The organism is Dactylosporangium siamense (assembly GCF_016862795.1).
Classification (GTDB): domain Bacteria; phylum Actinomycetota; class Actinomycetes; order Mycobacteriales; family Micromonosporaceae; genus Dactylosporangium; species Dactylosporangium siamense.
The window spans coordinates 43,510-68,703 of sequence record NZ_BONQ01000069.1 but is presented as its reverse complement, the minus strand read 5'-3'; the positions used below and the strand labels follow the sequence as shown (position 1 = coordinate 68,703).

Sequence of the window (25,194 nt, the reverse complement as noted above, 5' to 3'; positions counted from 1 at the left end):
GTCACGCTAACGGGCGGCGGCCCGCTCGGAGGGCGTTCAGGAACCACTCCCACCGGTGCATCGTCGTCGGGACCGGCGGCCACCCGTTGATCACCGCCATGAGCTGCCAGTAGCGCTCGGCGCGCGGGTCGACGGCGAGGGTGAGATGGTCGACGAGCGCGTCCCGGTCGGCCTCGGCGACACCCCACCGGTCCAGGACGGCGGCGACCACCGGCACCGCCGCCGGACTCCCGGGCGGGACGCCGGCGTCCATGTGCGCCGCGATGTGACCGGTGAACCACGAAATTTCCGACATGTCGGTTGGGACCAGGCGGCGCTCGTCCGGGGCGAAGCTGCGCTTGCTCATCTCCCGCAGCCGGGCCCGGAAGTCCTGCTCCCGGAGCATCTCGGCGAGCTCGATCCACGCGTCGACCTGGGCGTCGGTGGGGTCGTCGGGCAGGTCGGGGGACACGCCGCGCATCCGGGCCGTGAACTGCGCGGCCTCCGGCGAGTCGGTGATCCCGGTGAAGATGCTGTCGAAGAACTCGTCCACGATCCGCCGGCGCTCGTCGGTGCTGGCCTGCGCGATCCGGGTCATCCGATCCAGGGTCTCGGGAGTGGGGCCTTCCCCGGCCGGGCGTCGGGACACCGCGCGCAGCGCCGCCCGGCGCAGCCGCAGCACCCGGATCTGCACCCCGATCGCCTCGGCGTGCGCGGCGGCGACGGCGCCGAGGTCCTCGCCGCGGTCCAGGACCCGTTTGATGGTGGCGATGTCCAGGCCGAGCTCCCGCAGGGTGCGCACGAACTCCAGCCGGACCAGCGAGTCGTGGTCGTAGCGGCGGTAGTTGGCGTGGGAGCGCTCGGCCTCCGGGACCAGCCCGACGTCGGAGTAGTACCGGATGGTCTTGACCGGCAGGCCGGACAGCCTGGACAGCTCGCCGATGTTCATGCCGCCAATCGTGGACCCTCCAGCAGGGGGAGAGTCAACGAACCGCTACCTTGCGCGGGTGGAACCTTTGCGGCTCATCCTCCTCTATGCGCACCTCATCGGGTTCGCGCTGCTGCTCGGCGGTTCGATCACCCAGTACCTCACCGGCACGCTGCGCATCAACAGCGCGATGCTGTGGGGTGCGATCGTCCAGGTGGTGACCGGCATCGCGCTGTCGGCGCCGTTGCGCGACGGCGACGAGCCGCCGTCCGCCAAGCTCGCCGTCAAGGCGATCATCGGGCTGGCGATCTTCGCCATGGCGTTCTTCTCACGCAAGCGTGAGCAGGTCAACCGTGGGCATTTCCTGGCTTTGGTGGGGCTAACGCTCGTTAACGCCGCCGTTGCCGTCTTTTGGAAGTAAAGCGGACGTTACAAGATCGATCTCAGTAGGCTGGAGGGACCGCTCGCACGTCACGGCCCTATAACGCACTCCTCCCAACCCGGCAGCAAACAGCGGAACTGTCGGTCGGAGGGCGTACGCTCCCGCCGTTGGGATTCACCGCGTTGGGGCGGTGCTTTGGTGAAGGGAGACCGTCTTGCGCCGAGTGCGTGGGATGAAGGTTCTCGCGGCCGCCGCGGTGGCGATTGTCGCGTTGGGCAGCATGGCCGCTTGCGGCGATGACAAGGGCGACACGCCGGGGACCGCGAGCAGCGGGGCCACGAAGAAGAGCGTCAAGGTCGGCCTCGCGTTCGACATCGGCGGCCGGGGCGACAAGTCGTTCAACGACTCCGCCGCCACCGGTCTGGACCGGGTCAAGTCCGAGCTGAACCTTGAGGTCAAGGACCTGGCCGCCGTCGCCGGCGAGAGCGAGAACGACAAGTACGCGCGACTGAAGCTGCTCTGCACGACGGGTTACAACCCGGTCATCGCGGTCGGCTTCGTCTACGACGGTGCGGACGCCAAGAACGGCCCGCTCGCACGTGCCGCGAAGGACTGCCCGAACACCAAGTTCGCCATCGTCGACGGCGGCACCACCGCTGACAACGTGGCCGACCTCGTCTTCGCCGAGGAGCAGGGCTCCTTCCTGGTCGGTGCGGCCGCGGCGCTGAAGTCGAAGACCGGCACGGTCGGCTTCATCGGCGGCTGCCAGGTCGACCTGATCAAGAAGTTCGAGGCGGGCTTCACCGCCGGCGCCAAGGCCGCCAAGGCCGACGTCAAGGTGCTGACCAACTACCTGTCGACCCCCGCCGAGGCCTGCAAGGGCTTCAACGACCCCGCGGGCGGTAAGACGGCGGCCACCGGTATGTACGACCAGAAGGCCGACATCATCTACGCGGCCGCCGGCGGCTCCGGCACCGGCGTGTTCGAGGCCGCCAAGGCCAAGAACGCCCTGGCCATCGGCGTCGACTCCGACCAGTACAACACCGTGACCGACGCCTCGCTGAAGACGGTCATCATGACGTCGATGCTCAAGCGGGTCGACAACGCGGTGTTCAACTTCGTCAAGGACTTCGGCGAGGACAAGTTCAAGGCCGGTCCGACCGTCTTCGACCTCAAGACCGACGGCGTGGGCTACTCCACCTCCGGCGGCCAGGTCGACGACATCAAGGACAAGCTCGACAAGTTCAAGGCTGACATCGTCGCCGGCACGATCACGGTGCCGACCAAGTAATCGGAAGCTGGGCGTGAGGCGGGGGACTGTGATCCGGTCCCCCGCCATCACTTGTTGAAGGAGCCTCTCGTGACCGCGGACCCACCCGCCGTCGAGCTGAAGGGGATCACCAAGCGGTTCCCCGGTGTCGTGGCGAACTCCGACGTCAACCTCACCGTCCGCAAGGGCACGATCCACGCGATCGTCGGTGAGAACGGTGCCGGCAAGTCGACCCTCATGAAGATCCTCTACGGCATGCAGCCGCCGGACGAGGGCGAGATCCTCATCGAGGGCAACCCGGTGAAGTTCTCCTCGCCGCAGGGGGCGATCGGGGCCGGCATCGGCATGGTGCACCAGCACTTCATGCTCGCCGACAACTTCACGGTCACGGAGAACGTGGTCCTCGGCGCCGAGAAGCTGCACGGGATCGGCACCCAGGCCAAGGCCAAGATCACCGAGATCTCGCAGCGGTACGGGCTGGGCGTCGAACCCGACACGCTGGTCGAGGACCTCGGCGTCGGAGACCGCCAGCGGGTGGAGATCCTCAAGGTCCTCTACCGCGGCGCCCGCATCCTCATCCTCGACGAGCCGACCGCGGTGCTGGTCCCGCAGGAGGTCGACGAGCTCTTCGGCAACCTGCGCGAGCTCATCCGCGAGGGCCTGACCGTGCTGTTCATCTCGCACAAGCTCGACGAGGTCCGCGGCGTCGCCGACGACATCACCGTCATCCGGCGCGGCACCACGGTCGCGTCCGTCAAGCCCGACCAGGTCACCGCCCGCCAGCTGGCGACCCTCATGGTCGGCAGCGAACTGCCCAGCCCCGAGGCCCGCGAGTCCACTGTCACCGACGTGCCGGTCCTGGTCGTGCGGGGGCTCACGGTCCGCGGCCCCGACGGCCGGCCGATCGTGGACGACGCCACCTTCACGATCCACAAGGGCGAGGTCGTCGGCATCGCCGGCGTCGAGGGCAACGGCCAGGCCGAGCTCGCCGAGGCGATCATCGGCATGCGCGACTCCGCCGGCACCGTCGAGCTCGACGGCGTCGCGATCGCCGGGTGGGACACCCGCCGGCGCCGCGAGGCCGGCCTCGGCTACATCCCGGAGGACCGGCACCGGCAGGGCCTGCTGCTCGACGCGCCGCTCTGGGAGAACCGCATCCTCGGTCACCAGACCGAGCCGCCCAACGCCAAGGGCTTCCTGATCAACGTCGGTGGCGCCCGCCGCGACACCACCCGGATCGTCGCCGAGTACGACGTGCGCACGCCGAGCATCGACGTCGCCGCGGTCGCGCTGTCCGGTGGCAACCAGCAGAAGCTCATCGTCGGCCGGGAGATGAGCCACCAGCCCAAGGTCCTCATCGCCGCCCATCCGACCCGCGGGGTGGACGTCGGCGCCCAGGCCGCCATCTGGGACCACATCCGCAACGCCCGGATCGCCGGCATGGGTGTGCTGCTCATCTCGGCCGACCTGGACGAGCTGATCGGCCTGTCCGACGCGCTGAAGGTGATCTACGGTGGGCGGCTGGTGGCCGACGCCGACCCGTCGACCGTCACCCCCGAGCAGCTCGGCGTCGCCATGACCGGCGCCACTGGTGAGGAGACCCCTTCATGACCACGGCCGCCGTGGGCGCCCGGCGCATCGATGTCGGGAAGTTGCTGCCGCAGCTGATCGCGCCGGTCGCCGCGCTCGTCATCGCCGCCGCGATCTCCTCGATCGCCCTGCTGATCAGCGACAAGGACCCCCTGACCGCGTTCCAGCACATGTACGAGTTCGGCACCCAGCCCGACCAGAAGGTCGAGATCCTCAACAAGGCCAGCGAGCTCTACATCGCCGCGGTCGCGGTGGCGTTCGGCTTCAAGATGGGCCTGTTCAACATCGGCGTCGAGGGTCAGTCCAAGGTCGCCGCGTTCTTCGCCGGCGCCCTGGCCAGCGCGTCGTTCATGGACTGGATGCCCGGCGGCCTGCGCATCGTGCTGATCGTCGTGGTCGCGATGATCGTCGGCGCGGCATGGGCGTCGATCGCCGCGCTGCTCAAGACCCAGCGCGGGGTCAGCGAGGTCATCTCCACGCTGATGCTCAACGCGATCGGCGGCCTGGTCGTCACCTGGCTGCTCAACGACCACTGGGGCGTCACCGAGCCCGGCGCGCAGATCAAGACCACCGGCATCCTGCCGGAGGACTCCTGGATGCCCGGCCTGCCGATCGTCTCCGGCACCGAGCAGAAGGTCCTCGGCTTCTTCGCCATCGCGGTGGTCCTCGGCGCCGCGTACTGGTTCGTGATCAACCGGACCCGCTTCGGCTTCGACCTGCGGGCCACCGGATACAACCCGTTCGCGGCGGTCGCCAGCGGCGTCAACGCCAAGCGCATGGTGATCACCGCGATGCTGATCTCCGGCGCCGTCGCCGGGCTGGTCAACCTCCCCCGGATGCTCGGGGAGAGCCACACCTACACGGAGGGCTTCGGCGGCATCGGGTTCACCGGCATCGCCGTGGCCCTGCTCGGCCGCAACCACCCGATCGGCATGGCCCTCGGTGCGATCCTGTGGGGCTTCCTGGCGAGCTCGCAGATCATCCTCGACCTCGACGGGATTCCCAAGGAGATCATCCTGATCATGCAGGGCGTCACCGTCCTGTCGGTCGTCATCGCCTACGAGCTCGCGGCCCGCATCGGCAGGCGCGCGCAGCAACGGCGGGTCGGCGTGGCCACCGCCGCGGCCGCCCCGGCAGCAGCCGAGGTAGTGGAGGAGTCGAAGTGAGCACCGACACGACGCTCTCGGCGGCGGCGGCGCAGCCCGCGGCGAAACCCCGAAGCCGGCGCATGTCCACCAGCACGATCCTGCTCATCGTCGCCGGTGCGCTGGTCGGGCTGTCCCTGGTCCACCAGCTCGCCAACGCCCCCGACGTCACGTCGTCCGGCGCCATCCAGGCCGCGCTCCAGGCGGCGGTCCCCCTCGGGCTCGCCGGTCTCGGCGGCCTCTGGGCGGAGCGCGCCGGTGTGGTCAACATCGGCCTCGAGGGCCAGATGATCCTCGGCACCTGGTTCGGCGCGTGGGGCAGCCTGGAGTTCGGGCCGTGGATCGGCCTGCTCATCGGCATCCTCGGCGGCGCCGTCGGCGGCCTCGTCCACGCGGTCGCCACGGTCACGTTCGGCGTCGACCACATCATCTCCGGCGTCGCGATGACGATCCTGGCGCCCGGCGTCGTGCGGTACCTCTCCTACATCACCTGGGGCAGTGCCGGCGCCACCCAGTCCCCGCAGGTCGTGGACCAGGTGCCGCGCCTGTCGGTGCCCGGCGTCAACAGCCTCAAGGGCCTCGAGGAACACCAGTGGTTCCTGATCAGCGACATCGCCGGAGTGCTGCGCGGCCTGCTCCACGAGGTGTCGCTGGTGACGATCCTCGCCGTGCTGCTGATCCCGCTCACCGCGTGGGTGCTGTGGAAGACCGCGTTCGGCCTGCGGGTCCGGTCGGTCGGCGAGGACCCCCAGGCGGCGGAGAGCCTCGGTCTCAACGTCTACCGCTACAAGTACTACGGCGTGGTGATCTCCGGCGCGATGGCCGGGCTCGGCGGTGTGTACCTGTCCACGGTCACGTCCGCGATCTACCGCGAGGGGCAGACCGGCGGCCGCGGATACATCGGCCTCGCCGCGATGATCTTCGGCAACTGGCGGCCGGGCGGCCTCGCCGTCGGCGCCTCGCTGTTCGGCTACACCGACGCGCTGCAGCTGCGGCGCGGCAGCGAGTCCGTGCACGCCCTGCTGATCCTGGTCGGTGCGCTGCTGCTGGCCCTAGCGGTGTGGGAGTTCATCCGGCGTAACCGGGTCGTGGCGATCTCTTCCGCCGTCCTCGGCGTGCTCTCCTACGTATTGTTCTTCTCTGTGGACAAGATCCCGACGGCGCTGGTGCAGGCCGCGCCCTACATCACGGTGCTGGTGGTGCTGGCACTCGCGGCCCAGCGCCTGCGACCACCCGCCGCGGACGGCAAGCCGTACCGGCGTGGAGGCTGAGCGTGACGGACGTTGACTGGGTGGCGCTGCGCCGGGCGGCCGTCACCGTGATGGCGCGTGCCTACGCGCCGTACTCCAAGTTCCCGGTCGGCGCGGCCGCGCTGGTCGACGACGGCAGGGTGGTCGTCGGCTGCAACGTCGAGAACGCCTCCTACGGCCTCGGCCTGTGCGCCGAGTGCGGCCTGGTCTCCAACCTCCAGGTCACCGGCGGCGGGCGGCTGGTCGCTCTCGCGTGCGTCGACGGCGACGGGCGGCCGCTCATGCCGTGCGGCCGGTGCCGGCAGCTGCTGTGGGAGCACGGCGGCCCGGACTGCCTCATCGACCACGCCGACGGCCCGCTGCCGATGTCGGCGCTGCTGCCGCACGCGTTCGACGACACCGACCTGGGCCGGATCGCGGCACCGGGTCTCTCGGTGCCGGCCGCCCTGGCGTTGAAGATCGGTACGGGCACGGTGTTCGTCCACCCCGACGTCGCCGACGGACGGCAGGTCTGGACCGGCTACTGGGAGCGTTCGTCCGGCATCGCCGACGGCGAGCCGACGGGCATCCTGGAAGAGGGGCCGACCTGGGCCACCGCCGACGAAGGGGTCTCCTGGGGCAGGATCCGTACGCCACGGGTGGTCGTCGTCGACGTGCACGGCACCACCAGCTGGGCGGGAGACACTCCTCGTCCCGCCGGCATCGAGCAGGACTGGAGCAGTACATGAGTTTCGCGGCGGTGGACGTCATCCGCGCCAAGCGGGACAAGGGCGTGCTGAGCGACGCACAGATCGACTGGGTCGTCGACGCGTACACCAAGGGTGTCGTGGCCGACGAGCAGATGTCGGCGCTCGCCATGGCGATCCTGCTCAACGGCATGACCGCCGGTGAGATCGCCCGCTGGACCGCGGCCATGATCGCCTCGGGGGAGCGGCTGGACCTGTCCGGGGTCGGCCGGCCGACCGTGGACAAGCACTCCACCGGCGGTGTCGGCGACAAGATCACACTGCCGCTGACCCCGCTCGTCGCCGCGTGCGGCGCGGCGGTGCCGCAGCTGTCCGGCCGCGGCCTGGGCCACACCGGCGGCACCCTCGACAAGCTCGAGGCGGTCGCCGGCTTCGGCACCAAGCTGTCCAACGAGGCGTTCGTCGAGCAGCTGCGCACCGTCGGCGCCGCGATCTGCGCCGCCGGCGAGGGTCTCGCGCCCGCCGACCGCAAGCTGTATGCGCTGCGCGACGTCACCGGCACCGTCGAGGCCATCCCGTTGATCGCCAGCTCGATCATGAGCAAGAAGATCGCCGAGGGCACCGGCGCGCTCGTCCTCGACGTGAAGTTCGGCTCCGGTGCCTTCATGCGCCAGGTCGCCGACGCCCGCGAGCTCGCCCGCACGATGGTCGAGCTGGGCAAGGCCCACGGCGTGACCACCGTCGCCCTGCTCACCGACATGGAGGTCCCGCTCGGCCGGACCGTCGGGCACTCCCTGGAGGTCGAGGAGTCCCTGGAGGTCCTCGCCGGCGGCGGCCCGCAGGACGTGGTCGCGCTGACCCTGGCCTTCGCGCGGGAGATGCTCGACGCGGCCGGGCTCGGCGACGTCGACCCTCTCGCGGCGATCGCCGACGGGCGGGCCATGGACTCGTGGCGGGCCCTCGTGCGCGCCCAGGGCGGAGACCCGGACGCGCCGCTGCCCGTGGCCAACGAGATCGAGACGATCACCGCCTCCCGCGACGGCTTCGTGGCCACCATGGACGCGTACGCCGTCGGCGTGGCCGCCTGGCGCCTCGGCGCGGGCCGGGCCCGCAAGGAGGACCCGGTCAGCGCCTCGGCCGGCATCATCCTGCACCGCAAGCCCGGCGAGGCGGTCCGGGCCGGCGATGTGATCATGGAACTGCGCGCCGAGGACCACGCGCTGCTGCCTGCGGCGCTGTCCGTGGCCCGTGACGCGGTCACCCTGGCGGAGACGCCGCCGCCCTCCCGACCACTGATTCTCGACAGGATCTCCTGATGCCCGAAATCATCAAGGCCCCGACCCAGATCCCCGTTCCCGGCGGCAAGGTCATCGACGAGTACGTCGGCCGGGTCAACTCCGGCGACGCGGCGGTGTCGATCGCCCGGATGCTCGCGCCCGGCGGCTGGACGGAGCCGTTCCAGACGCCCGAGTTCGACGAGTTCACGATCGTGCTCCGCGGCACGGTCCGGGTCGAGCACGACGCCGGCCACTTCGACGTCGAGGCAGGTCAGGCCGTTGTCACCCGCGCGGGGGAACGGGTCCGTTACACCACCCCGACCGCGGAGGGCGCCGAGTACGTCGCCGTGTGTCTCCCCGCGTTCGGACCGGACCTGGCCCGTAGAGACACTGCCTGATCCGGCGGCTACAGTGCGCGGGTGACCGTCACGTCCCCGGATCCGCAGCGGGTGCGGGAGGCGAGCCTCGAAGCGCTGCACCGCCTGCGGCTGCCCCTGCCACCACCGAACTTCCCCCTGGCCTGGGAGCCGGGCGACCTGGTGGAGCTGCGCCCCGGCGAGGAGATCGAGGCCCGCGCCGCGATCCTCAACGTCGTGCTCGCGCGGGCCTTCGGCATGCCGTCCCAGCTGGCGACCGAGTGGCTGCGCGAGGCCCGGCTGGAGGAGCGGCTCACCGCGCCCGAGTGGCAGTTCGTCGCCGAGGGCGACGGCGACGAGCGCTCCTTCGCGCTGCACCTGGAGGCGCTCTTCGCGCTGTCCTGGCTGCTCGGCATCGCCATGGACCTCGACCCGCTGCTGCCATCCGCCGAAGGGCTCATGGACCGCCTGCCGAACCTGCCGCAGGGGGAGACCTTCGCGGCGTGGCGGCAGCGCACCCTGGCCGCCCCGCGCGGCGCCGGCGACGCCGCGACGCAGCTTGACCTCTATTACTGCCTGGACTGGTCATATCTGGAGGCGGAGCGCCGCCGGCTGCCGCTGCCGGGCCAGATCGACTCCAACTCCATCGGCCAGCGCCGCTGGGCGCTCGAATGGGCGGTCGTCTTCACCGGCCCCTACCACGGCGACCCGCCCGGCTGGGAGGACGTCGACCTGTCAACGTAGCGACCAGGTGCTCAGCTGCACCTCCAGCGTGGCGGTGATCGGTTCGGGCATCGCGGCCAGGGTGGCGGTGACCTTCGCCGGGTCGGTGTGCCACGCGCTCGGGCCCATCCCGACGAGCGCGGCCGCCGCGGCGCGGTCCAGCCGCAGTTCCGCGCGCAGCGGCACGGTCTCCTGCGGGGTGAACCAGGGCCGCAGGCCCGCCGCGAGGCGTTCGGGCTTGGCCGGGTCGACGCCGACCATGCCCAGCGCCGCCACCAGCTCGGCGAGGTGCCCGGGCGCCGGGGTGACCACCACCAGGGCGCCGTCCGGGCGCAGCACCCGGGCGAACTCCGCGCCGGAGCGCGGCGCGAAGATGTCGAGGATCACGTCGGCGGTCGCGTCGCGGACCGGCAGACCCTGCCACACGTCGGCGCGCACGGCACCGACCCGGGGGTCGATCCTGGCCGCGCGGCGCAGCGCAGGTTTCGACACGTCCACCGCCAGGCCGACCCGGTCCGGGCCGAGGGCGCGCGACAGGTACCGGCCGGTCCCGGCCCCTACTTCCAGGATCAGCCCCGCTCCCCGTACACCTCCCGCGGCTTTTGCCACGGCGTCGGACACGAGGTCGAAGTGTCCGGCGTCCAGCAGCGACTCCCTGGCCGCGACCATGTCGGCGCTGTCGCCGGCGTGCACCGTCCGCCCCGCGGTCAGGTCCACGTAGCCCTGCCGTGCGACGTCGAACGAGTGACCCGCGGCGCAGCGCAGCGCCCGGTCCGCGGCCGTGAGCGGCCCGGCACAGACCGGACACCGCAGATGTGTGATGACGGAAGCGTGCACGCTACTAGTGTCGTTCCATGGTTGCACCCACCTACGACGAGATCCGTCGCGCGCCGAAGGCGCTCCTCCACGACCACCTCGACGGGGGCCTGCGCCCCGCCACCATCCTCGACCTCGCCGCCGGCATCGGCCACGAGCTGCCCGCCGCGACCCCGGAGGGTCTGGGGGAGTGGTTCGTCGCGGCGGCGGACTCCGGCTCGCTCGAGCGGTATCTCGAGACGTTCGCGCACACGGTCGCGGTGATGCAGACCCGCGACGCCCTGGTCCGGGTCGCCCGGGAGTGCGCCCTGGACCTCGCCGCCGACGGCGTGGTCTACGCGGAGGTCCGCTTCGCGCCCGAGCAGCACCTCGCCCAGGGCCTCGTGCTGACCGAGGTGGTCGAGGCGGTCCTGGACGGCTTCCGGGAGGGCTCCGCCGAGGCGGCCGCCGCCGGCAGCCCGATCCGGGTCGGCACGCTGCTGACCGCGATGCGGCACGCGGCCCGGTCGATGGAGATCGCCGAGCTGTCGGTGCAGTACCGCGACGCCGGCGTGGTCGGCTTCGACATCGCCGGCGCGGAGGCGGGCTACCCGCCCACCCGGCACCTGGACGCCTTCGAATACCTCCAGCGCGAGAACTCGCATTTCACCATTCACGCCGGCGAGGCGTTCGGCCTGCCGTCCATCTGGCAGGCGATCCAGTGGTGCGGCGCCGACCGGCTCGGACACGGTGTGCGCATCGTCGACGACGTGGCGGCCGACAATTCCCTCGGTCGGCTCGCCGCGTATGTGCGGGACAAGCGCATCCCACTGGAGCTCTGCCCGTCGTCCAACGTCCAGACCGGCGCCGCCGCCTCGATCCGGGAGCACCCGATCGGGCTGCTCCGTGACCTGCGCTTCCGGGTCACGGTCAACACGGACAACCGGCTGATGAGCGGGACCTCGATGAGTCGCGAGATGGCGCTGCTGGTGGAGGCCTTCGGCTACGGGTGGTCCGAGTTGCAGTGGTTCACGGTCAATGCGATGAAGAGTGCCTTCATTCCGTTTGATGAGCGCCTGTCGTTGATCAATGACGTCATCAAGCCCTCGTATGCGAAGTTGATGTCGTAATTTTGTCCGGATTTGTCAGGCGTCATCATCTGCGTGCATCGGGTAAATCGCCCAGCGTAACGGAATGATCGGATGAAGCATGCGTTAAACGGACGTATTTCCTGACTCGGTACATAACGTCTAGCGGGAGGCCTGGGCTTTCTTCTTGCGACGGGACATGGTGGAATCTCGGAGGTCTGGCCCAGTAGGGTCGGCCGGTCGCGGGTGCCTGCTGTTTCACAAGGCCCCGGTTCGGAGGGCGGTGAAGTGAGCAAACGGCCAACGACGCGGGAGCCCGTCTCGTCGCGTCTGCGTCTGCCGGTGGGCCGGCTCCGAGACCTGCCGATCTGGTCGAAGCTCGGCCTGATCATGATCGTCCCAATCATCGCGACGATCGTGGTCGGCACGAACGGCCTGGTCAACAACATCGGTCAGGCCAACGACGCCGACCGGGCGCGCACCCTCTCAGGGTTGTCGGCCCAGGCCTCGGCCCTCGTGCACGAGCTGCAGAGCGAGCGCGCCAACGCGGCGCTGCTGCTCGGTGTGATCAACTCGCCGGCCGACGTCGAGGCGCGCGCCACGTTCGAGCGCCAGATCCAGAAGAGCGAGGACGCGAGCAAGGACTACCGGCTCACGCGGTCCGGCCTGGCCGACCCGCCGGAGGACTTCCGCAAGCAGCTCGCGGCGATCGACATCCAGCTGCTCGACCTGCCCGGGATGCGCAAGCAGATCACCGAGGGCGGCAAGGAGATCCTGGCCAGCACCGTCGTCAGCCGCTACCGCACGCTGATCGACGACCTGCTGAGCATCCGCGACTCCGCGGCCGAGCTGTCCAACAACCCGGCGCTCGGCGCCGACATGCGTGCCGCCGCGGCGATCTCCGAGATGAAGGAGCAGGTCTCCCTCGAGCGGGTCGTCGTGCTGCGGGTCCTCACCACCAAGGCGTTCACCCCGCAGCTGCGCAAGGAGTTCGACGCCGCGCTCAACGGCCAGGAACAGGCCGAGGAGCAGTTCCGGGTCGTCTCCGAGCCGTGGCACCGCGACCTGTTCGACAAGAAGATCGCCGGCTCGGACCTGCGCGAGGCCGCCAAGTTCGAGGGCCAGCTCACCCCGCTCACCACCGAGGAACTACCCAGCGGCATCTTCAGCGTCGCCAACTGGGACAACGCGATGGTGAACAAGACCAACCTGTTGCGCGGCATCGAGATCGAGTTCGACGAGCACAACATCGAGGACGCCACGGCGCACCGCAACGACCTGCAGCGCCAGGTGCTCGTCACCGCCGGCGCCCTGCTGGGCATGCTGCTGCTCGCCATCCTCTTCGCCTGGATCGTGGCCCGGTCCATGGCCCGCTCGCTGCGGGAGCTGCGCCACGGCGCGCTCACCGTCGCGCAGTACGGGCTGCCCCAGGCCGTCCAGCGACTGCGTGACCCGGCGCTCGCCGGTCAGATGTCGCCGCACCAGCTGGCGCTGCAGATCGCCGAGCCGCTGCCGGTCCGAAGTCGCGACGAGTTCGGCCAGGTGGCCGAGGCGTTCAACGCCGTCCACCTGGAAGCCGTCCGCACCGCGGCCGAGCAGGCCGCCCTGCGGGCCAGCGTCGCGACGATGTTCGTCAACCTCGCCCGCCGCTCCCAGATCCTGGTCGACCGGCTCATCGGCCACCTGGACCGCCTGGAGCGTGGCGAGGAGGACCCGGACCGGCTGGCCGAGCTCTTCCAGCTCGACCACCTCGCCACCCGGATGCGCCGTAACGACGAGAACCTCCTGGTCCTCGCCGGCGCCGACTCGACCCGCATCCAGCGCGAGCCCGCACCGCTCATGGACGTGCTCCGCGCCGCGCAGTCCGAGGTCGAGCACTACACGCGCATCGAGTTCGGCATGATCGACCGGGACATCGAGATCGCGGCCCACGCGGTCAACGACATGGTCCACCTGGTCGCCGAGCTGCTCGACAACGCGACCGCCTTCTCCCCGCCGGACTCGGCGGTCATCGTGGAGGCCCGCCGGGTCGGCGACCGCTCCGTCCTCCTCGTCGAGGACCACGGCATCGGCGTCTCGCCCGAGCAGCTCAACGAGCTCAACGAGCGCCTCGCCAACCCGCCGATGGTCGACGTCGCCGTCTCCCGGATGATGGGCCTCGTCGTGGTCGCCCGGCTGGCCGCCCGGCACGGCGTCAAGGTCGAGCTGCGGGCCGCGCGCGAGCGCGGCACCATCGCCGACATGACGCTGCCCGCCGGCGTCCTGGTGCCGCGGGCGCTGTCCGGCCGCGCCAACGCCGGCATGCCGACCGCGGGCATGCCCGCCGTCGGTCCCAACGACATGGTCCAGGCCCGGCCGATCCCGTCGACGCCCGCACCGCGCTCCCCGCTCGCCTCGCCGCTGGCGCTGGAAAGCGGTCCGGCGCCGGTCGGCGGCGGCAACGGAGGCCCGCGCTTCGGCACGCTCACCAGCAGCGGTCTGTTCGGTGGTGGTGGCCACACCGGCGAGCGGCCGACGGTCAACGGCTTCGCCAACGGTGCGCCGCCGCGGCGGGAGATCCCGCCCACGGGCAACGGGCAGCCTCCGTACGGTGGCGGACCCAGCGCCTTCCACGACGGCGGCGGCTTCGGTCAGGGCCCGTCCGGCCCGGCGCCCCGCGAGGGCTTCGCCGGCGGCCAGGGCTCCGACCCCCGCGAGGTCGGCCCCGGTCCCCGGGACGGTGGCTTCGGCGGCCGTCCGCCGGTCGGACCCGGTCCCGCTCGCAGCCTGCCCGCGTGGTCGGACCTGACCGGTGTCAGCGGCGACCAGGGCCGGCAGTCGCCCGGCGACCTCAACCCGCTGCCGCAGCGTCGCGCCAACGAGAACTGGGACGTCGACGGCGAGGTCGAGGACGAGCCCGGCGGCCAGATCCCGCGGCAGCGCCCCGAGGCACCCGGACCGCGCGGCTACGACGCCCCCACGGCGTACGCGGCCGGTGGGCCGCCTCCGGCCGCGGCGGCACCGCCCGCCTGGCCGCCGGTGTCCCCGGCGCCCGCGCCCGGCGCGTCGCAGCCCGACAGGTATGCGGCCGCGGCGGCCCAGCAGGCGGACGCCTACGCGCCGCCGCAACCCGAGGCCTACCCGCCGGTCGACATGACCGCGGAGATCCCGCGCGTGCGGCTCGACTGGGACCCCTCGACCTCCGACAGCGACGCCGGCGACTCCCGCCAGCGCTTCGTCGACGAGACGATGGAGCTGCCGATCTTCCGCGAGCTGGAGTCGGCCTGGTTCCAGAGCACCAGCAAGCACCCGACCTTCGACGACGAGCCTGTCGCCGCCGCTCCTGCCGCACCGCCGGCCCCGGCTCCGGTGTCCAACGGTGCCTCGGCGACGCGGCCGGTCGAGGTGACCTACAGCGACACGGCATACGTGCCGCCGCAGCGTTTTGAAACCCGGGTTCCGGGTGAAGCTTCGCGAGGTTCGGCCGACCGGACATCCGGCGGTCCGGCGGTAAACTGGCAGACTGCGGCTGACGAAGGATGGCAGGCGGCGGCCGCGCTCGCCGAGGAACAGGAATTTGCGACGACCGACACGGGTTTGCCAAAACGCGTGCCGCAGGCGCAGCTGGTCCCCGGTGGGGTGGAGAAGAACCCCGCCACGGTGCATCGGCGCACGCCGGAGTCCGTGCGTGGTCTGTTGTCCGCGTATCACCGAGGCGTTCAGCGCGGCCGCACCCGGTCCGACGACTCGAAAACCCCGGAGCCCACTTCGGCCGGGCCTCAAAACTCGCAGGTTGGCAAGGAGCAAGAGGCATGACATCTACGCAGGATCTCGGTTGGCTGCTCGCCAACTTCGCAGACCGGGTGCCGGGCGTCGCCCACGCGGTAGCCGTCTCGGCAGACGGTCTGCTGTTGGCCGCCTCTCGTGACCTGCCGCGCGACCGGGGCGACCAGCTCGCCGCGATCGCCTCCGGTTTGGTGAGCCTCACGCAGGGCGCCTCCCGCTGCTTCGAGGGCGGGGCGGTGCTGCAGACCGTCGTCGAAATGGACAACGGTTTCCTCTTCCTCATGTCGATCTCCGACGGCTCCTCATTCGCGGTCCTCGCGGCCCGTGCGTGCGACGTCGGTCAGGTCGGATACGAAATGGCGCTGCTGGTCGACCGGGTCGGTGACGCTTTGACACCGCCACCCCGGCCGACTGCATCGATGCTCGGCTGAAACTGAACTAGGTGCTTTACGCGTTAGCTCATGACGACATAGCTGTTGACGCATTAGCTGTTGACGACGCCCGACGAGTGAGGAGGTGAACGGCGACCATGGCCGAGCGTGATGAACCAACCGGCGCGTTGGTCAGGCCGTACGCCGTCACCCGAGGTCGCACCCGGCCAAAGCTGGATATTGCGATCGAGGCGCTGGTCGAGACCACCGTGCGTGGTCGAGCGGCCAACTCTCGGCCGGGCGGTGCTCACGGACAAGAACAGCAATACATTTCCACGCTTTGCGACGGTCGCTTGCAGTCTCTCGCTGAGATCGCGGCGCGCATGCAGCTTCCGCTGGGTGTCGCGCGGGTCATCGTTGCGGACATGGCTGCCGACGGACTCGTCGCGGTGTACGAGCCGACCTCGCTCGACGAAAACGAGTCGGTGGGCACAGAACTGCTTGAGAGGGTGCTGAGTGGACTTCGGAGGCTCTGACGTGGCAGTCCGCCCAGGGCGGGTCACGTCAGCGAAGATCGTCATCGCCGGAGGGTTCGGCGTGGGCAAGACCACACTGGTCGGCTCGGTCTCGGAGATCACGCCGCTGACCACCGAGGCCATCATGACGTCCGCCGGCGTCGGTGTGGACGACACCCGCAATGTCCCCGGCAAGACGACGACCACGGTCGCGATGGACTTCGGTCGTATCTCGATCGACCGTGACCTGATCCTGTACCTGTTCGGCACGCCGGGCCAGACCCGTTTCTGGTTCATGTGGGACGAACTGGTCCGCGGCGCCATCGGTGCCGTCGTCATGGTGGACACCCGGCGTCTCGCCGACTGTTTCGCCGCGATCGACTTCTTCGAGCATCGGCGGCTGCCGTACCTCGTCGCGATCAACTGCTTCGACGGCGTGCAGTACCACAACGCCGACGACGTCCGTGAGGCGCTCGCGATCTCCAGCGACGTCCCGGTCGTCTCCTGCGACGCCCGCTCCCGGGAGTCGACGAAGAACGTGCTCATCTCCCTGGTGGAGTACGTCCTGTCGATGCGCCGCACCCGGGCGACCGCCCCCGCGTAACCTCCGGCAACAACCCCTCTCTTCAGCACGTCTCCGCGCGCACCGCGTCCGCCTCCTCAGCAGGGCGGACCCGGTGCGCGCGTCTGTCTGCGCCCACCGCCGCCCCTTCGCCGGCACGACGAGCCGTCTCCGGCTTCTCCACGCGATTGGTCCTGCTCACTCGGGGCTTCGCTCGCGCCGCCTGCCGGTGTCGTCCCTGCTCGCGTGGCCTGGGCGGGTGGGCGGCTGGGGTCTGCGTTTGGGTTTCGCTTGCGCGGTCTGGGCGGCTGGGGCCTGCGGGTGAATCTCGTTCGCGTGACCTGCTGCCTGTGGGTCCGCCCCGGCGGGGTTCTGCCCGCAAGGTTCTGCCCGCACGAGAGTCCGCTCGCGTGGGTTCTGCCCGCCCAGGGCCGCTCGCGCGGGCTTGGCGTGGGGCTTGGTCGTGAGGTCTGCTGCGGTCGGTTGTGGCGTCCGCCTGCCGGTTGGCTGGTCGGGTCACCCTGCGGGAGCGGGCCGTGATCGTGCGCTGGTCGAGCGGGATCGGCGTGCCGGTCGGAGTCGGGCGGTTACGTCGTGGTCCTAGGGCGGGTGGGATCACAGCGACGAACTCAGATCGCGTCCGGGCCGGGGAAGCTCTGAGAAGCCGCTGAAAGTTCGACAGTGTGCGATGGATATCCGAATGTGGCCAGGGGTCGTGCAGCCGGTCACGGTGCGTCTGGGCGGGATTGCGGCGCTACTGGAACCGGGCCGAGCTCGATGGGGCGATCGCCGTGGTGCCGTGCCATCGATTCTTCCGTCGACACACTGCCGGGTCCACCGCCCGCCGCAATTGTCGACGATGCGTCACCAATCCGCTACACCGCTGCCCGCCGGGTAGATCTTGCCGGCGATCGAAGGAGCGGTCTGGTCGGGTGGGGGGCACGACCGGCGAGGGCCGGACGATGCGTAGGGACACGGCAAAACGCCGCAGGGCCGCCCCCGGAAGAGAGCGGCCCTGCGGCGGTGCACAAAGACTCAGCGGCGTGCTGAGCGGTACTCGAACTCGCGCTCCTGGTACTCGCGGCTGGCCTCGCGTTCGCGGCTGAAGTCCCAGCCGCCGGCCGCCTCGCGACCCGGGCGGCCGCCGACGGCGAACCCGCCGACCTCCTGGCCCCGGCGCCAGCCACGGAAGTAGCCCGTGGTGTGGGCGGCGATCTGCGCGGCGTCGCGGACGATGCGCAGCGGGCGCTCCGGGGAGTTGATCGGAGAGCCGGGGACCAGGTTCTGCTGCGGCACGCGCCGCGGCAGGCCGGTGGAGGTCTCGTCGCCGAGCTTCGGCTGGGCGGCCTCCTCGGCGGCCCGCCAGGCGGAGTCGTTCTGGTTGTCCCAGTTGACGGTGGGGCGCTCGGCCGGGGTCTCCGTCTCGCTGTCGGCGTCCCAGTCGGTGAACCACGCGGAGCGTGCCGCGGCGAATATCAACAGGTCACCGTCCGCCTCGTCGGCGGGCTTGGTGGTGGCCTCGGCGCGTTCGGCGGCGGCGCGGCGGCTGCGGCCCGCGCCGGTGCCGTTGCTGCGGGCGGTGGCGCGTTCGGCCGGGCCCTCGACGAGGCGGAGGGCGGGCGGCTCGAAGCGGAACTCGCCGCTGTACTCCCCGCTCAGCTCGTCGGAGTATCCGCTGAGCGCCGGGTCCGGCACTGGGGCGGGCTCGACGAGCCGGAGGCCGGCGGGCTCGGCCGGCAGGTCGCCGGTCTGCCACGGGGGCGGGACGCGACCCTCACGCTGGCGGGGCAGCTCGACCGGGCGCTCGGCCCGGGACCGCTCGCTGCGGGGGATCTCGGTGCGGGAGCGCTCGGACCGCGGGATCTCGGTCCGGGACCGCTCCGAGCGCGGGATCTCCGTGCGGGACCGCTCGGACCGCGACGGCTCTGCGGCCTCGGCGCGCGAGCGCTCCGAGCGCTCCGAGCGGCGGCCTTCGGATCTCGCGGTCGACGCTGCCTCGTCGGCGCGGCTACCGCGCCGTCCCCGGCTCGGCTCCGCACCCGCGTCGTCTTCCGAGGTCGACAGGTCGGAGCGGTTGAGCGGGTCGCGGTCGGCCCGGTTGCGGTCCGCCCGGTTGCGCTCGGACCGGCTGAGCTCGGAGCGGTTGAGCAGCTCCGCGTGCTCGGTGCGGCCGGCGGCGTCGGACGCGTCCGCGGTGCCGCGGCGGCCGAAGTCGCCGGTGGTCTCGAGGTCGCGCAGCTCGACCGGCGGCTTGGGCAGGTCGCTCAGGCGCGGCAGGCTGCTCAGATCCGACGAGAACGACGGAGCCTCCGACGAGAACGACGGGGCTTCCGACGAGAACGACGGTGCCTCCGACGAGAACGGCGGGGCCGGGGTCTCGACCGCGAACGCCGACGTCGTCATCTTCAGCGGGTCGCCGTCGAACGCGTCGCCGCTCTCGGCGCCGCTCAGCGGCCAACTGCTCCGCGTCCCGGGCGCCGGCGTCGCCGGGTCCAGGGTCGGCGGCTCGCCGAGGGAGCTGAGGTCACTGAGCCGGATGGCGCCGCTGTCGCTCTCCTGGGCCGCGGCCGGAGGCGCGGAGGAGGGGCGGGTGAAGTCGAAGCCACCGTCGGAGAGCAGTGGGGCGATGCCCGGTGGGGGCGTCGGCATCAGCGAGGCGAACGTCGGCTCGGTCGCGGCCGGCGGCGGGATCACCGGGGTCGGTGCGACCGGCGGTGGGGCGACCGGGGCCGGCGCGACGGGCAGGGGTGCGACCGGCACCGGCTGCGGCGGCGCGGGCTGCAGCGGCACCGGGATCGACTGCATCGACGCCGGGACCGGCTGCTGCTGGTAGGTCGGCGGGATCGGCGGCGCGGGTGCGTAGGTCGGTGCCGGCGGCTGGTAGGCGGCCGGCTGGTACGGCGGGGCGGCCGGCTGACCCGGCCCACCGGCCGGCGTGCTGTCGAACGCGCCCGGGAAGGTCGCCGAGTAGCTCGGCGGTGCCGTGTAGCCGGGCGGCGTCGAGGTGACCCCGTAGGCCGGGGGCGTCGAGCTGACCCCGTACGCCGGGGGCGTGGACGTGACGTAACCGGGCGGCGTGGACGTGACGGGCTGCCCGAAGTCCGGCGGCGTCGAGGTCACGGGCTGGCCGTAGGCCGGCGGCGCGGACGGGACCTGCTGCCCGTAGCCGGGCGGCGTGGACGTGACCGGCTGGCCGTACGCCGGCGGCGCGGACGCCACCTGCTGCCCGAACCCGGGCGGCGTCGAGGTGACCGGCTGGCCGTAGCCCGGCGGGGTCGAGGTCACCGGCTGGCCGTACGCGGCCGCCGCGGGCTGGTAGCCCGGCGGGGTCGAGGTGACCGGCTGGCCGTACGCGGCGGCCGCGGGCTGGTAGCCCGGCGGCGTCGAGGTCACCGGCGGGGTCGTGGCGGCCGCGGGCGGCCCGGACACGACGCCACGGCGCGACGGCAGGCCCGAGGCGGCAGCCGGCGGCGCGGAGACGGCCGGCGGCTGGGCCTGGGCGGGCGCGGTCTGGGCCCGACGGCGGCCACCGGTGGCCGCGGCGGCGTTGGTGCGTCCACCGGCGGCCGGCTGGGCTCCTGCCCCGAACGCGGCGGGCGTGGCCTGGGCGGCGGTCGACTCGGCGGCCCGGGCTGCCTCGGCGGCGCGGGCGGCGACCCGGCTGCGGGTCGGCGGCGCGTCCTGCCCGACGGCGGCGACGGATCCGAGGGACCCGGCCGAGCTCGGGGCGGACGTGGGCACGGGCGGTGCGGCGCGCAGCGGCGCGACCGGCGTCAGCGGCGAGCGCTGGCGGCCGGGCTGCTGGCGCGACGGGCTCATCTTCTCGGCGAGGACGCCGACGAGTGAGGCGGCGGCGGCGTCGCAGGCGCGGACCGCGGCGACGGACTGCCGGATGGTCTCGGCGACCGCGGCGGTGAGCGCCCGGTTGACCCCGGTGCGGCGGGGGGTCTCGGCGATCGCGACCCGCAGCGCGGTGATCGCCTCGCCGAGGGTGGTGGCGTCGGCGACCCCGCCGGCGGCGAGCTCGGTGACGACCTGGGCGTCCCGGTTCCGCCCGGCGGCACCGCCGCCGAGGATGCCGGGCTCCGGCAGCGCGTCGAGGATCGCGAGCGGGATCGTCTCGGCCGGGTCCGGGTAGGCGCGCAGCGCGGCCGGGTACAGCTCGCGCAGCACCTCCCGCAGCGTCGCGGCGGCGCTCTGCCGGCCGGCGACGACCGCGGCGTGCGCGGCCAGGACCGGCTTCAGCGGCAGCATGTCGCGCGGCGGGGACTGCCCGACCGCGGAGAGCACGCCGGCCTGCAGCGCGCGGGCGAGGCCCACGGCGCGCCGCTCGGCGGCGTTGGACTGGATCTCCTCCGGCGACTCGTCGTCGGCGAAGCGCTCGGCGTAGTCGTCGGCCGAGTCATCGTCGGTGAAGGCGAGGTTGCGCCCGGCCGCGGTGAGCAGCTGGGTGACGACGTGGTCGTCGCTCTCGGCCGCGACCGCCACGGCGGACTGGCCGCCGGAGCGTTGCGCGAGCAGCGCGCTGAGCTCGGCGTAGCCGCCGGCGTCGTCGCTCACCTCGCAGATGTCGATGAGTCGGCCGGCGTCGTCGACGACCGCGACGGTCAACCAGATTTCGGAGCTTGACTGCGGCTCGGCGAGATCAGCCGACGCCAGACCGCAGTACACCCGAACGAGCGCCACCGCGTCGTCCTCCTCTCGGGACAGCAAGTTGAGCTTTCATCACGTCGGCGGGGGCGTGTCCCGGCGCCCCGCCGTGTGTTGCCGCAGGTCAAACTGAACGACCTCTAGTGAACAGGAGGTGAAGCGATGACGCGATCAGCCGTTTCGGTTGAATGCCCTCATCGGCTGATCGTCGCGCGGCGCCGCACCCGTCCGGTCAAAGGTCGGGTCTTGCCCGCCGTGCCAAAATGCCCACGGCTTAGATCCTGTCGGTCACAAATCAATCACGCCAGTCCACAGCGGCAGAAATCTTGCCGATTATGGTCCGCCAGCCGAGCGCTGCCTGTTGTGCCCCGATTTTCCTCAGCCGGCGCTTGGCGAAGAAGCCGCCGACGCCGCCGCCGGCCGCCGCGCGCAGTGCCTCGTCGAGGTCGTCGAGGGGGGAGCCCGGCGAGAGGGCGGTGCGGACCGGCTCCAGGCGCAGCGAGTAGGCCAGGTCGCGGGCGGCCTCGCCGGCGGCGATGAGCAGCTCGCCGTCCCAGGCGTCCTGGCCGCCGCGGAGGTTCTCCACGACGAGGTCCAGCTCGTAGCGGTCCTCGTCCTTCGGCACCACCGAGGAGGCGGTGATGCGGGTCTTCAGGCTGCTCCACGTGTCGAGCTGGAGCAGGTCGTGCTCCTCGTCGGACTTCACGAACTCGACGAGCCCCTCGACGCTGCGGAACAGCAGCAGCTTGCCGCGGTGACCGAGGAACGCGGGAACCTCCTCGGGCTCCTCCTCGTCCTCGTCCTCGTCGTCATCCTCGTCCTCTTCGGAGGCCTCGGCGTCGACATCGTCCGCTTCGTCGGAATCGTCGTCGTCATCGGACTCGTCCTTCGCGACGGCGTCGTCCTCGTCGGACTCGTCGTCCGATTCGTCGTCGGACTCGTCCCGGGCGGACTTCTTCTTCGCGGACTTGGTCAGGGCCGCGGGAGGCTCCTCCTCGGCGAACAGCTCCGCGTTCTCGTCGAGGATGACGACCTCTTCCTCGTCCACCTCGCGGCGGTGGAGGATCGCGAAGTCGTCCTCCTCCTCGTCCAGCTCGGTCGGGGTGAGCTCGGTCGACAGCCGGTAGGCCCGCAGGGTGTAGCCGACGCCCTTCAGCAGCGCGATCTCGACCGGCTCGATGTTGACGTCGGTCCACATCGCGTCGGCCTGTGCGGAGCGCTCCCGGCCGCCGTCCTCCTCGTTGAAGTCGGCGTCGTCGTCCTCGACCTCGTCGTCCTCGACCGCGTCGACATCCTCAACCGCCTCGACGGCGTCGACGTCCTCGACGACGTCCGTCGTCTCAGTGGTGTCCGAAATGTCCGAAACCTCTTCGGCGGCGGCCGGCTCCGGGGCCGGTGTGCTCTTCTTCGCCGCTGCTGGGCGCGAGGACGCCGGACGTGAAGAAGACGGACGGGAAGACTGGCGGGCCACTGTGACCTCCGTAGTCGGCTCGGCGTGCGGGCACACTGCTCACTTACATGGCCTCGCGCACAAACACCCTAGTGTGCCCGGTTGGCGACGGTCAGACCCCCTTGGGGTGCCAGACCGTCTTGATCTCCAGCAGGGCCAGCATGCGTGACACACCCGGATCGGCGTTCCAGTCAGGGTCAGCAGGTCGGATCACCCGCTTCAGGTTCTCCGCCGCCGCGACTTCCAAGTCCTTGGCGAGCGTGTCGTCCGTCACACCCGTGAGATCGATGGCGTTGACGTCCAGGTGCGAAGCGAGCCACGGCGCGATCTCGGCGACCTTGCCGGTGAGGACGTTGACGACGCCGCCCGGCAGGTCGGAGGTCGCGAGGACCTCGGTGAGCGAGATCGCCGGCAGCGGCTTGTCGGTGGAGGCGACGACCACGACGGTGTTGCCCGTCACGATCGCCGGCGCGATGACGCTGACCAGGCCGAGCAGCGACGAGCCGGCGGGCGCGACGACGGCCACGACCCCGGTCGGCTCGGGCGCGGACAGGTTGAAGTACGGCCCGGCGACCGGGTTGGCCCCGCCGTGGATCTGCGCGATCTTGTCCGACCAGCCCGCATACCAGACCCACCGGTCGATCGCGGCGTCCACCTGGGCCGCGGCCTCCTTGCGCGAGCCGCCCTCGGCGGCCTTCACCTCGCTGACGAACTGCTCGTGGCGGCCCTCGAGGACCTCGGCCACCCGGTACAGGACCTGGCCGCGGTTGTAGGCGGTGGCGCCGGACCACTTGCCGACGGCCGCGCGGGCCGCCTTGACCGCGTCGCGGGCGTCCTTGCGGGAGCCGAGCGCGGCGTTGGCCAGGAACGCGCCGGACGCGGAATGCACCTGGTAGGACCTCCCGGACTCGCTGCGGGGGAACGCACCGCCGATGTACAGCTTGTACGTCTTGCGCACGGCGAGCCGTGCCGGTGACTCAGTGCTCAAGGTAGGCCTCCAGCCCGTGACGGCCGCCCTCGCGGCCGTAGCCGGACTCCTTGTAGCCGCCGAAGGGTGACGTCGGGTCGAACTTGTTGAAGGTGTTGGCCCACACGACGCCGGCCCGCAGCTTGTCCGCGATGTGCAGGATCCGGGAGCCCTTCTCGGTCCAGATCCCGGCGGACAGCCCGTAGGGCGTGTTGTTGGCCTTCTCGACGGCTTCGTCCGGGGTGCGGAACGTCAGCACCGACAGCACCGGCCCGAAGATCTCCTCCCGGGCGATCCGGTGCGCCTGCGTCACGCCGGTGAAGATCGTCGGGGCGAACCAGTAGCCGCGCGACGGCAGCTCGCACGGCGCGGACCAGCGCTCAGCGCCCTCGTCCTCGCCGATCTGCGACAGCTGCCGGATGCGGGCCAGCTGGGCCGAGGAGTTGATCGCGCCGACGTCGGTGTTCTTGTCCAGCGGATCGCCGACCCGCAAAGAAGCCATCCGCCGCTTCAGCGACTCGAGGAACTCCTCCGCCACGGACTCCTGCAGCAGCAGCCGGGACCCGGCGCAGCAGACGTGCCCCTGGTTGAAGAAGATGCCGTTGACCACGCCCTCGACCGCCTGGTCGAGCGCCGCGTCGTCGAAGACGATGTTGGCGGCCTTGCCGCCCAGCTCGAGGGTGAGCCGCTTGCGGGTGCCGGCGGCGGCCCGCGCGATGGCCCGCCCGACCTCGGTCGAGCCGGTGAACGCCACCTTGTCGACGCCGGCGTGCTCGACGAGCAGCCGGCCGGTGTCCCCGGCGCCGGTGATGATGTTGACCACGCCCGGCGGCAGCTCCGCCTGCTGGCAGATCTCCGCGAACAGCAGCGCCGTCAGCGGCGTCGTCTCGGCCGGCTTCAGCACCACCGTGTTGCCCGCCGCGAGCGCCGGCGCGATCTTCCACGCCAACATCAACAACGGAAAGTTCCACGGGATGACCTGAGCGGCCACGCCGAGCGGCTTCGGGTCCGGACCGAACCCGGCATACGGCAGCTTGTCGGCCCAGCCCGCGTAGTAGAAGAAATGGGCGGCGACGAGCGGCACGTCGACGTCCCGCGACTCGCGGATCGGCTTGCCGTTGTCGAGGGACTCGAGCACCGCGAGCTCACGGGCCCGTTCCTGGATGATCCGGGCGATCCGGAACAGGTACTTCGCCCGCTCCCGCCCGGGCATCGGGCCCCAGACCGTGTCGAAGGCGTGACGTGCCGCCCGCACCGCCGCGTCGACGTCCTCCGCGGAGGCCGCCGCGATGTCGGCCAGGGCCTCCTCGGTGGCCGGGTTGACCGACTTGAACGACTCGCCCCGCCCGTCGACGAACGCGCCGTTGATGAACAGGCCATAGGAGGACCGGATGTCGACGACCGAACGTGACTCCGGCGCCGGTGCGTACTGAAAGTCCATCGCC

The 25,194-nt window shown here is 71.4% G+C and carries 19 protein-coding genes and 1 pseudogene; 14 read left to right on the top strand and 6 right to left on the bottom strand.

Going from position 1 to position 25,194, the window contains the following annotated elements:
- Position 1: 1 nt before the first annotated feature.
- Complete coding sequence (locus Dsi01nite_RS22140) at positions 2-928, bottom strand: MerR family transcriptional regulator (protein ID WP_203848125.1); 927 nt, start codon at positions 926-928, stop codon at positions 2-4.
- 58 nt (positions 929-986) lie between these two features.
- Here Dsi01nite_RS22140 and Dsi01nite_RS22135 point away from each other — a divergent pair, with 58 nt between their 5' ends.
- From Dsi01nite_RS22135 to Dsi01nite_RS22095, 9 genes are all read left to right on the top strand, one after another.
- Positions 987-1,328: a hypothetical protein gene (locus Dsi01nite_RS22135; protein ID WP_203848124.1), complete on the top strand. Its 342-nt coding sequence runs from the start codon at positions 987-989 to the stop codon at positions 1,326-1,328.
- Positions 1,329-1,521: 193 nt separating this feature from the next.
- Positions 1,522-2,580, top strand: a complete 1,059-nt coding sequence (locus Dsi01nite_RS22130; protein WP_203848123.1) for a BMP family lipoprotein — start codon at positions 1,522-1,524, stop codon at positions 2,578-2,580.
- 69 nt (positions 2,581-2,649) lie between these two features.
- Positions 2,650-4,170: an ABC transporter ATP-binding protein gene (locus tag Dsi01nite_RS22125; RefSeq protein ID WP_203848122.1), complete on the top strand. Its 1,521-nt coding sequence runs from the start codon at positions 2,650-2,652 to the stop codon at positions 4,168-4,170.
- Positions 4,167-5,315, top strand: coding sequence for an ABC transporter permease (locus Dsi01nite_RS22120; protein ID WP_203848121.1), 1,149 nt, complete (start codon positions 4,167-4,169; stop codon positions 5,313-5,315). The genes Dsi01nite_RS22125 and Dsi01nite_RS22120 overlap by 4 nt, the downstream gene beginning before the upstream one ends.
- Positions 5,312-6,565 carry an ABC transporter permease gene (locus Dsi01nite_RS22115; protein ID WP_239136077.1) on the top strand — a complete coding sequence of 418 codons (1,254 nt, stop codon included), beginning with the start codon at positions 5,312-5,314 and terminating at the stop codon, positions 6,563-6,565. The genes Dsi01nite_RS22120 and Dsi01nite_RS22115 overlap by 4 nt, the downstream gene beginning before the upstream one ends.
- 2 nt (positions 6,566-6,567) lie before the next feature.
- Positions 6,568-7,272 (top strand): cytidine deaminase, encoded by a 705-nt coding sequence (locus Dsi01nite_RS22110; RefSeq protein ID WP_203848120.1) that lies wholly within the window; start codon positions 6,568-6,570, stop codon positions 7,270-7,272.
- Entirely contained in the window at positions 7,269-8,546 is a 1,278-nt protein-coding gene (locus tag Dsi01nite_RS22105; protein ID WP_203848119.1) for a thymidine phosphorylase, read from the top strand. The genes Dsi01nite_RS22110 and Dsi01nite_RS22105 overlap by 4 nt, the downstream gene beginning before the upstream one ends.
- Positions 8,546-8,905 carry a cupin domain-containing protein gene (locus Dsi01nite_RS22100; protein WP_203848118.1) on the top strand — a complete coding sequence of 120 codons (360 nt, stop codon included), beginning with the start codon at positions 8,546-8,548 and terminating at the stop codon, positions 8,903-8,905. Before Dsi01nite_RS22105 ends, Dsi01nite_RS22100 begins: the two co-directional genes overlap by 1 nt.
- A gap of 21 nt (positions 8,906-8,926) precedes the next feature.
- Positions 8,927-9,607: a DUF4272 domain-containing protein gene (locus Dsi01nite_RS22095; RefSeq protein WP_203848117.1), complete on the top strand. Its 681-nt coding sequence runs from the start codon at positions 8,927-8,929 to the stop codon at positions 9,605-9,607.
- On the opposite strand, the gene Dsi01nite_RS22090 is transcribed toward Dsi01nite_RS22095, so the two are convergent.
- The gene (locus tag Dsi01nite_RS22090) at positions 9,599-10,423 is read right to left on the bottom strand and encodes a putative RNA methyltransferase (protein ID WP_203848116.1); all 825 of its coding nucleotides are present in this window, start codon (positions 10,421-10,423) and stop codon (positions 9,599-9,601) included. The two genes, Dsi01nite_RS22095 and Dsi01nite_RS22090, sit on opposite strands and share 9 nt — an antisense overlap.
- Before the next feature lie 17 nt (positions 10,424-10,440).
- Between Dsi01nite_RS22090 and Dsi01nite_RS22085 the strand changes: the two genes are divergently transcribed.
- The 5 genes from Dsi01nite_RS22085 (at position 10,441) to Dsi01nite_RS22065 (ending at position 16,724) form a co-directional block, all read left to right on the top strand.
- Entirely contained in the window at positions 10,441-11,511 is a 1,071-nt protein-coding gene (locus Dsi01nite_RS22085) for an adenosine deaminase (RefSeq protein ID WP_203848115.1), read from the top strand.
- A 300-nt stretch (positions 11,512-11,811) separates the two neighbouring features.
- Positions 11,812-15,264 (top strand): sensor histidine kinase, encoded by a 3,453-nt coding sequence (locus Dsi01nite_RS22080; protein ID WP_308442080.1) that lies wholly within the window; start codon positions 11,812-11,814, stop codon positions 15,262-15,264.
- Positions 15,261-15,665 carry a roadblock/LC7 domain-containing protein gene (locus Dsi01nite_RS22075; protein WP_033358336.1) on the top strand — a complete coding sequence of 135 codons (405 nt, stop codon included), beginning with the start codon at positions 15,261-15,263 and terminating at the stop codon, positions 15,663-15,665. The genes Dsi01nite_RS22080 and Dsi01nite_RS22075 overlap by 4 nt, the downstream gene beginning before the upstream one ends.
- Positions 15,666-15,763: 98 nt before the next feature.
- Positions 15,764-16,141 carry a DUF742 domain-containing protein gene (locus tag Dsi01nite_RS22070; RefSeq protein WP_033358337.1) on the top strand — a complete coding sequence of 126 codons (378 nt, stop codon included), beginning with the start codon at positions 15,764-15,766 and terminating at the stop codon, positions 16,139-16,141.
- Positions 16,122-16,724 carry a GTP-binding protein gene (locus Dsi01nite_RS22065; RefSeq protein WP_203848113.1) on the top strand — a complete coding sequence of 201 codons (603 nt, stop codon included), beginning with the start codon at positions 16,122-16,124 and terminating at the stop codon, positions 16,722-16,724. The genes Dsi01nite_RS22070 and Dsi01nite_RS22065 overlap by 20 nt, the downstream gene beginning before the upstream one ends.
- A gap of 993 nt (positions 16,725-17,717) precedes the next feature.
- Here Dsi01nite_RS22065 and Dsi01nite_RS59190 read toward each other — a convergent pair.
- The 4 genes and pseudogenes from Dsi01nite_RS59190 to Dsi01nite_RS22045 form a co-directional block, all read right to left on the bottom strand.
- Positions 17,718-18,452: pseudogene (locus Dsi01nite_RS59190) on the bottom strand (transposase); the annotation flags it as partial.
- Positions 18,453-21,627: 3,175 nt separating this feature from the next.
- Positions 21,628-22,803, bottom strand: coding sequence for a SatS C-terminal domain-containing protein (locus Dsi01nite_RS22055; protein WP_239136076.1), 1,176 nt, complete (start codon positions 22,801-22,803; stop codon positions 21,628-21,630).
- 91 nt (positions 22,804-22,894) lie between these two features.
- Positions 22,895-23,770: an aldehyde dehydrogenase family protein gene (locus Dsi01nite_RS22050; RefSeq protein WP_203848111.1), complete on the bottom strand. Its 876-nt coding sequence runs from the start codon at positions 23,768-23,770 to the stop codon at positions 22,895-22,897.
- A complete protein-coding gene (locus tag Dsi01nite_RS22045; RefSeq protein ID WP_203848110.1) occupies positions 23,760-25,190 on the bottom strand; it encodes an aldehyde dehydrogenase family protein in 1,431 nt (476 codons plus the stop codon). Before Dsi01nite_RS22045 ends, Dsi01nite_RS22050 begins: the two co-directional genes overlap by 11 nt.
- Positions 25,191-25,194: the final 4 nt, after the last annotated feature.

Excerpts from the sequence above, each read along its gene's own strand:
- Dsi01nite_RS22045 (WP_203848110.1), bottom strand. The coding sequence starts at position 25,190 with ATGGACTTTCAGTACGCACCGGCGCCGGAGTCACGTTCGGTCGTCGAC.
- Dsi01nite_RS22100 (WP_203848118.1), top strand. The coding sequence starts at position 8,546 with ATGCCCGAAATCATCAAGGCCCCGACCCAGATCCCCGTTCCCGGCGGC.
- Dsi01nite_RS22105 (WP_203848119.1), top strand. The coding sequence starts at position 7,269 with ATGAGTTTCGCGGCGGTGGACGTCATCCGCGCCAAGCGGGACAAGGGC.
- Dsi01nite_RS22070 (WP_033358337.1), top strand. The coding sequence starts at position 15,764 with ATGGCCGAGCGTGATGAACCAACCGGCGCGTTGGTCAGGCCGTACGCC.
- Dsi01nite_RS22085 (WP_203848115.1), top strand. The coding sequence starts at position 10,441 with ATGGTTGCACCCACCTACGACGAGATCCGTCGCGCGCCGAAGGCGCTC.
- Dsi01nite_RS22130 (WP_203848123.1), top strand. The coding sequence starts at position 1,522 with ATGAAGGTTCTCGCGGCCGCCGCGGTGGCGATTGTCGCGTTGGGCAGC.
- Dsi01nite_RS22075 (WP_033358336.1), top strand. The coding sequence starts at position 15,261 with ATGACATCTACGCAGGATCTCGGTTGGCTGCTCGCCAACTTCGCAGAC.
- Dsi01nite_RS22120 (WP_203848121.1), top strand. The coding sequence starts at position 4,167 with ATGACCACGGCCGCCGTGGGCGCCCGGCGCATCGATGTCGGGAAGTTG.
- Dsi01nite_RS22140 (WP_203848125.1), bottom strand. The coding sequence starts at position 928 with ATGAACATCGGCGAGCTGTCCAGGCTGTCCGGCCTGCCGGTCAAGACC.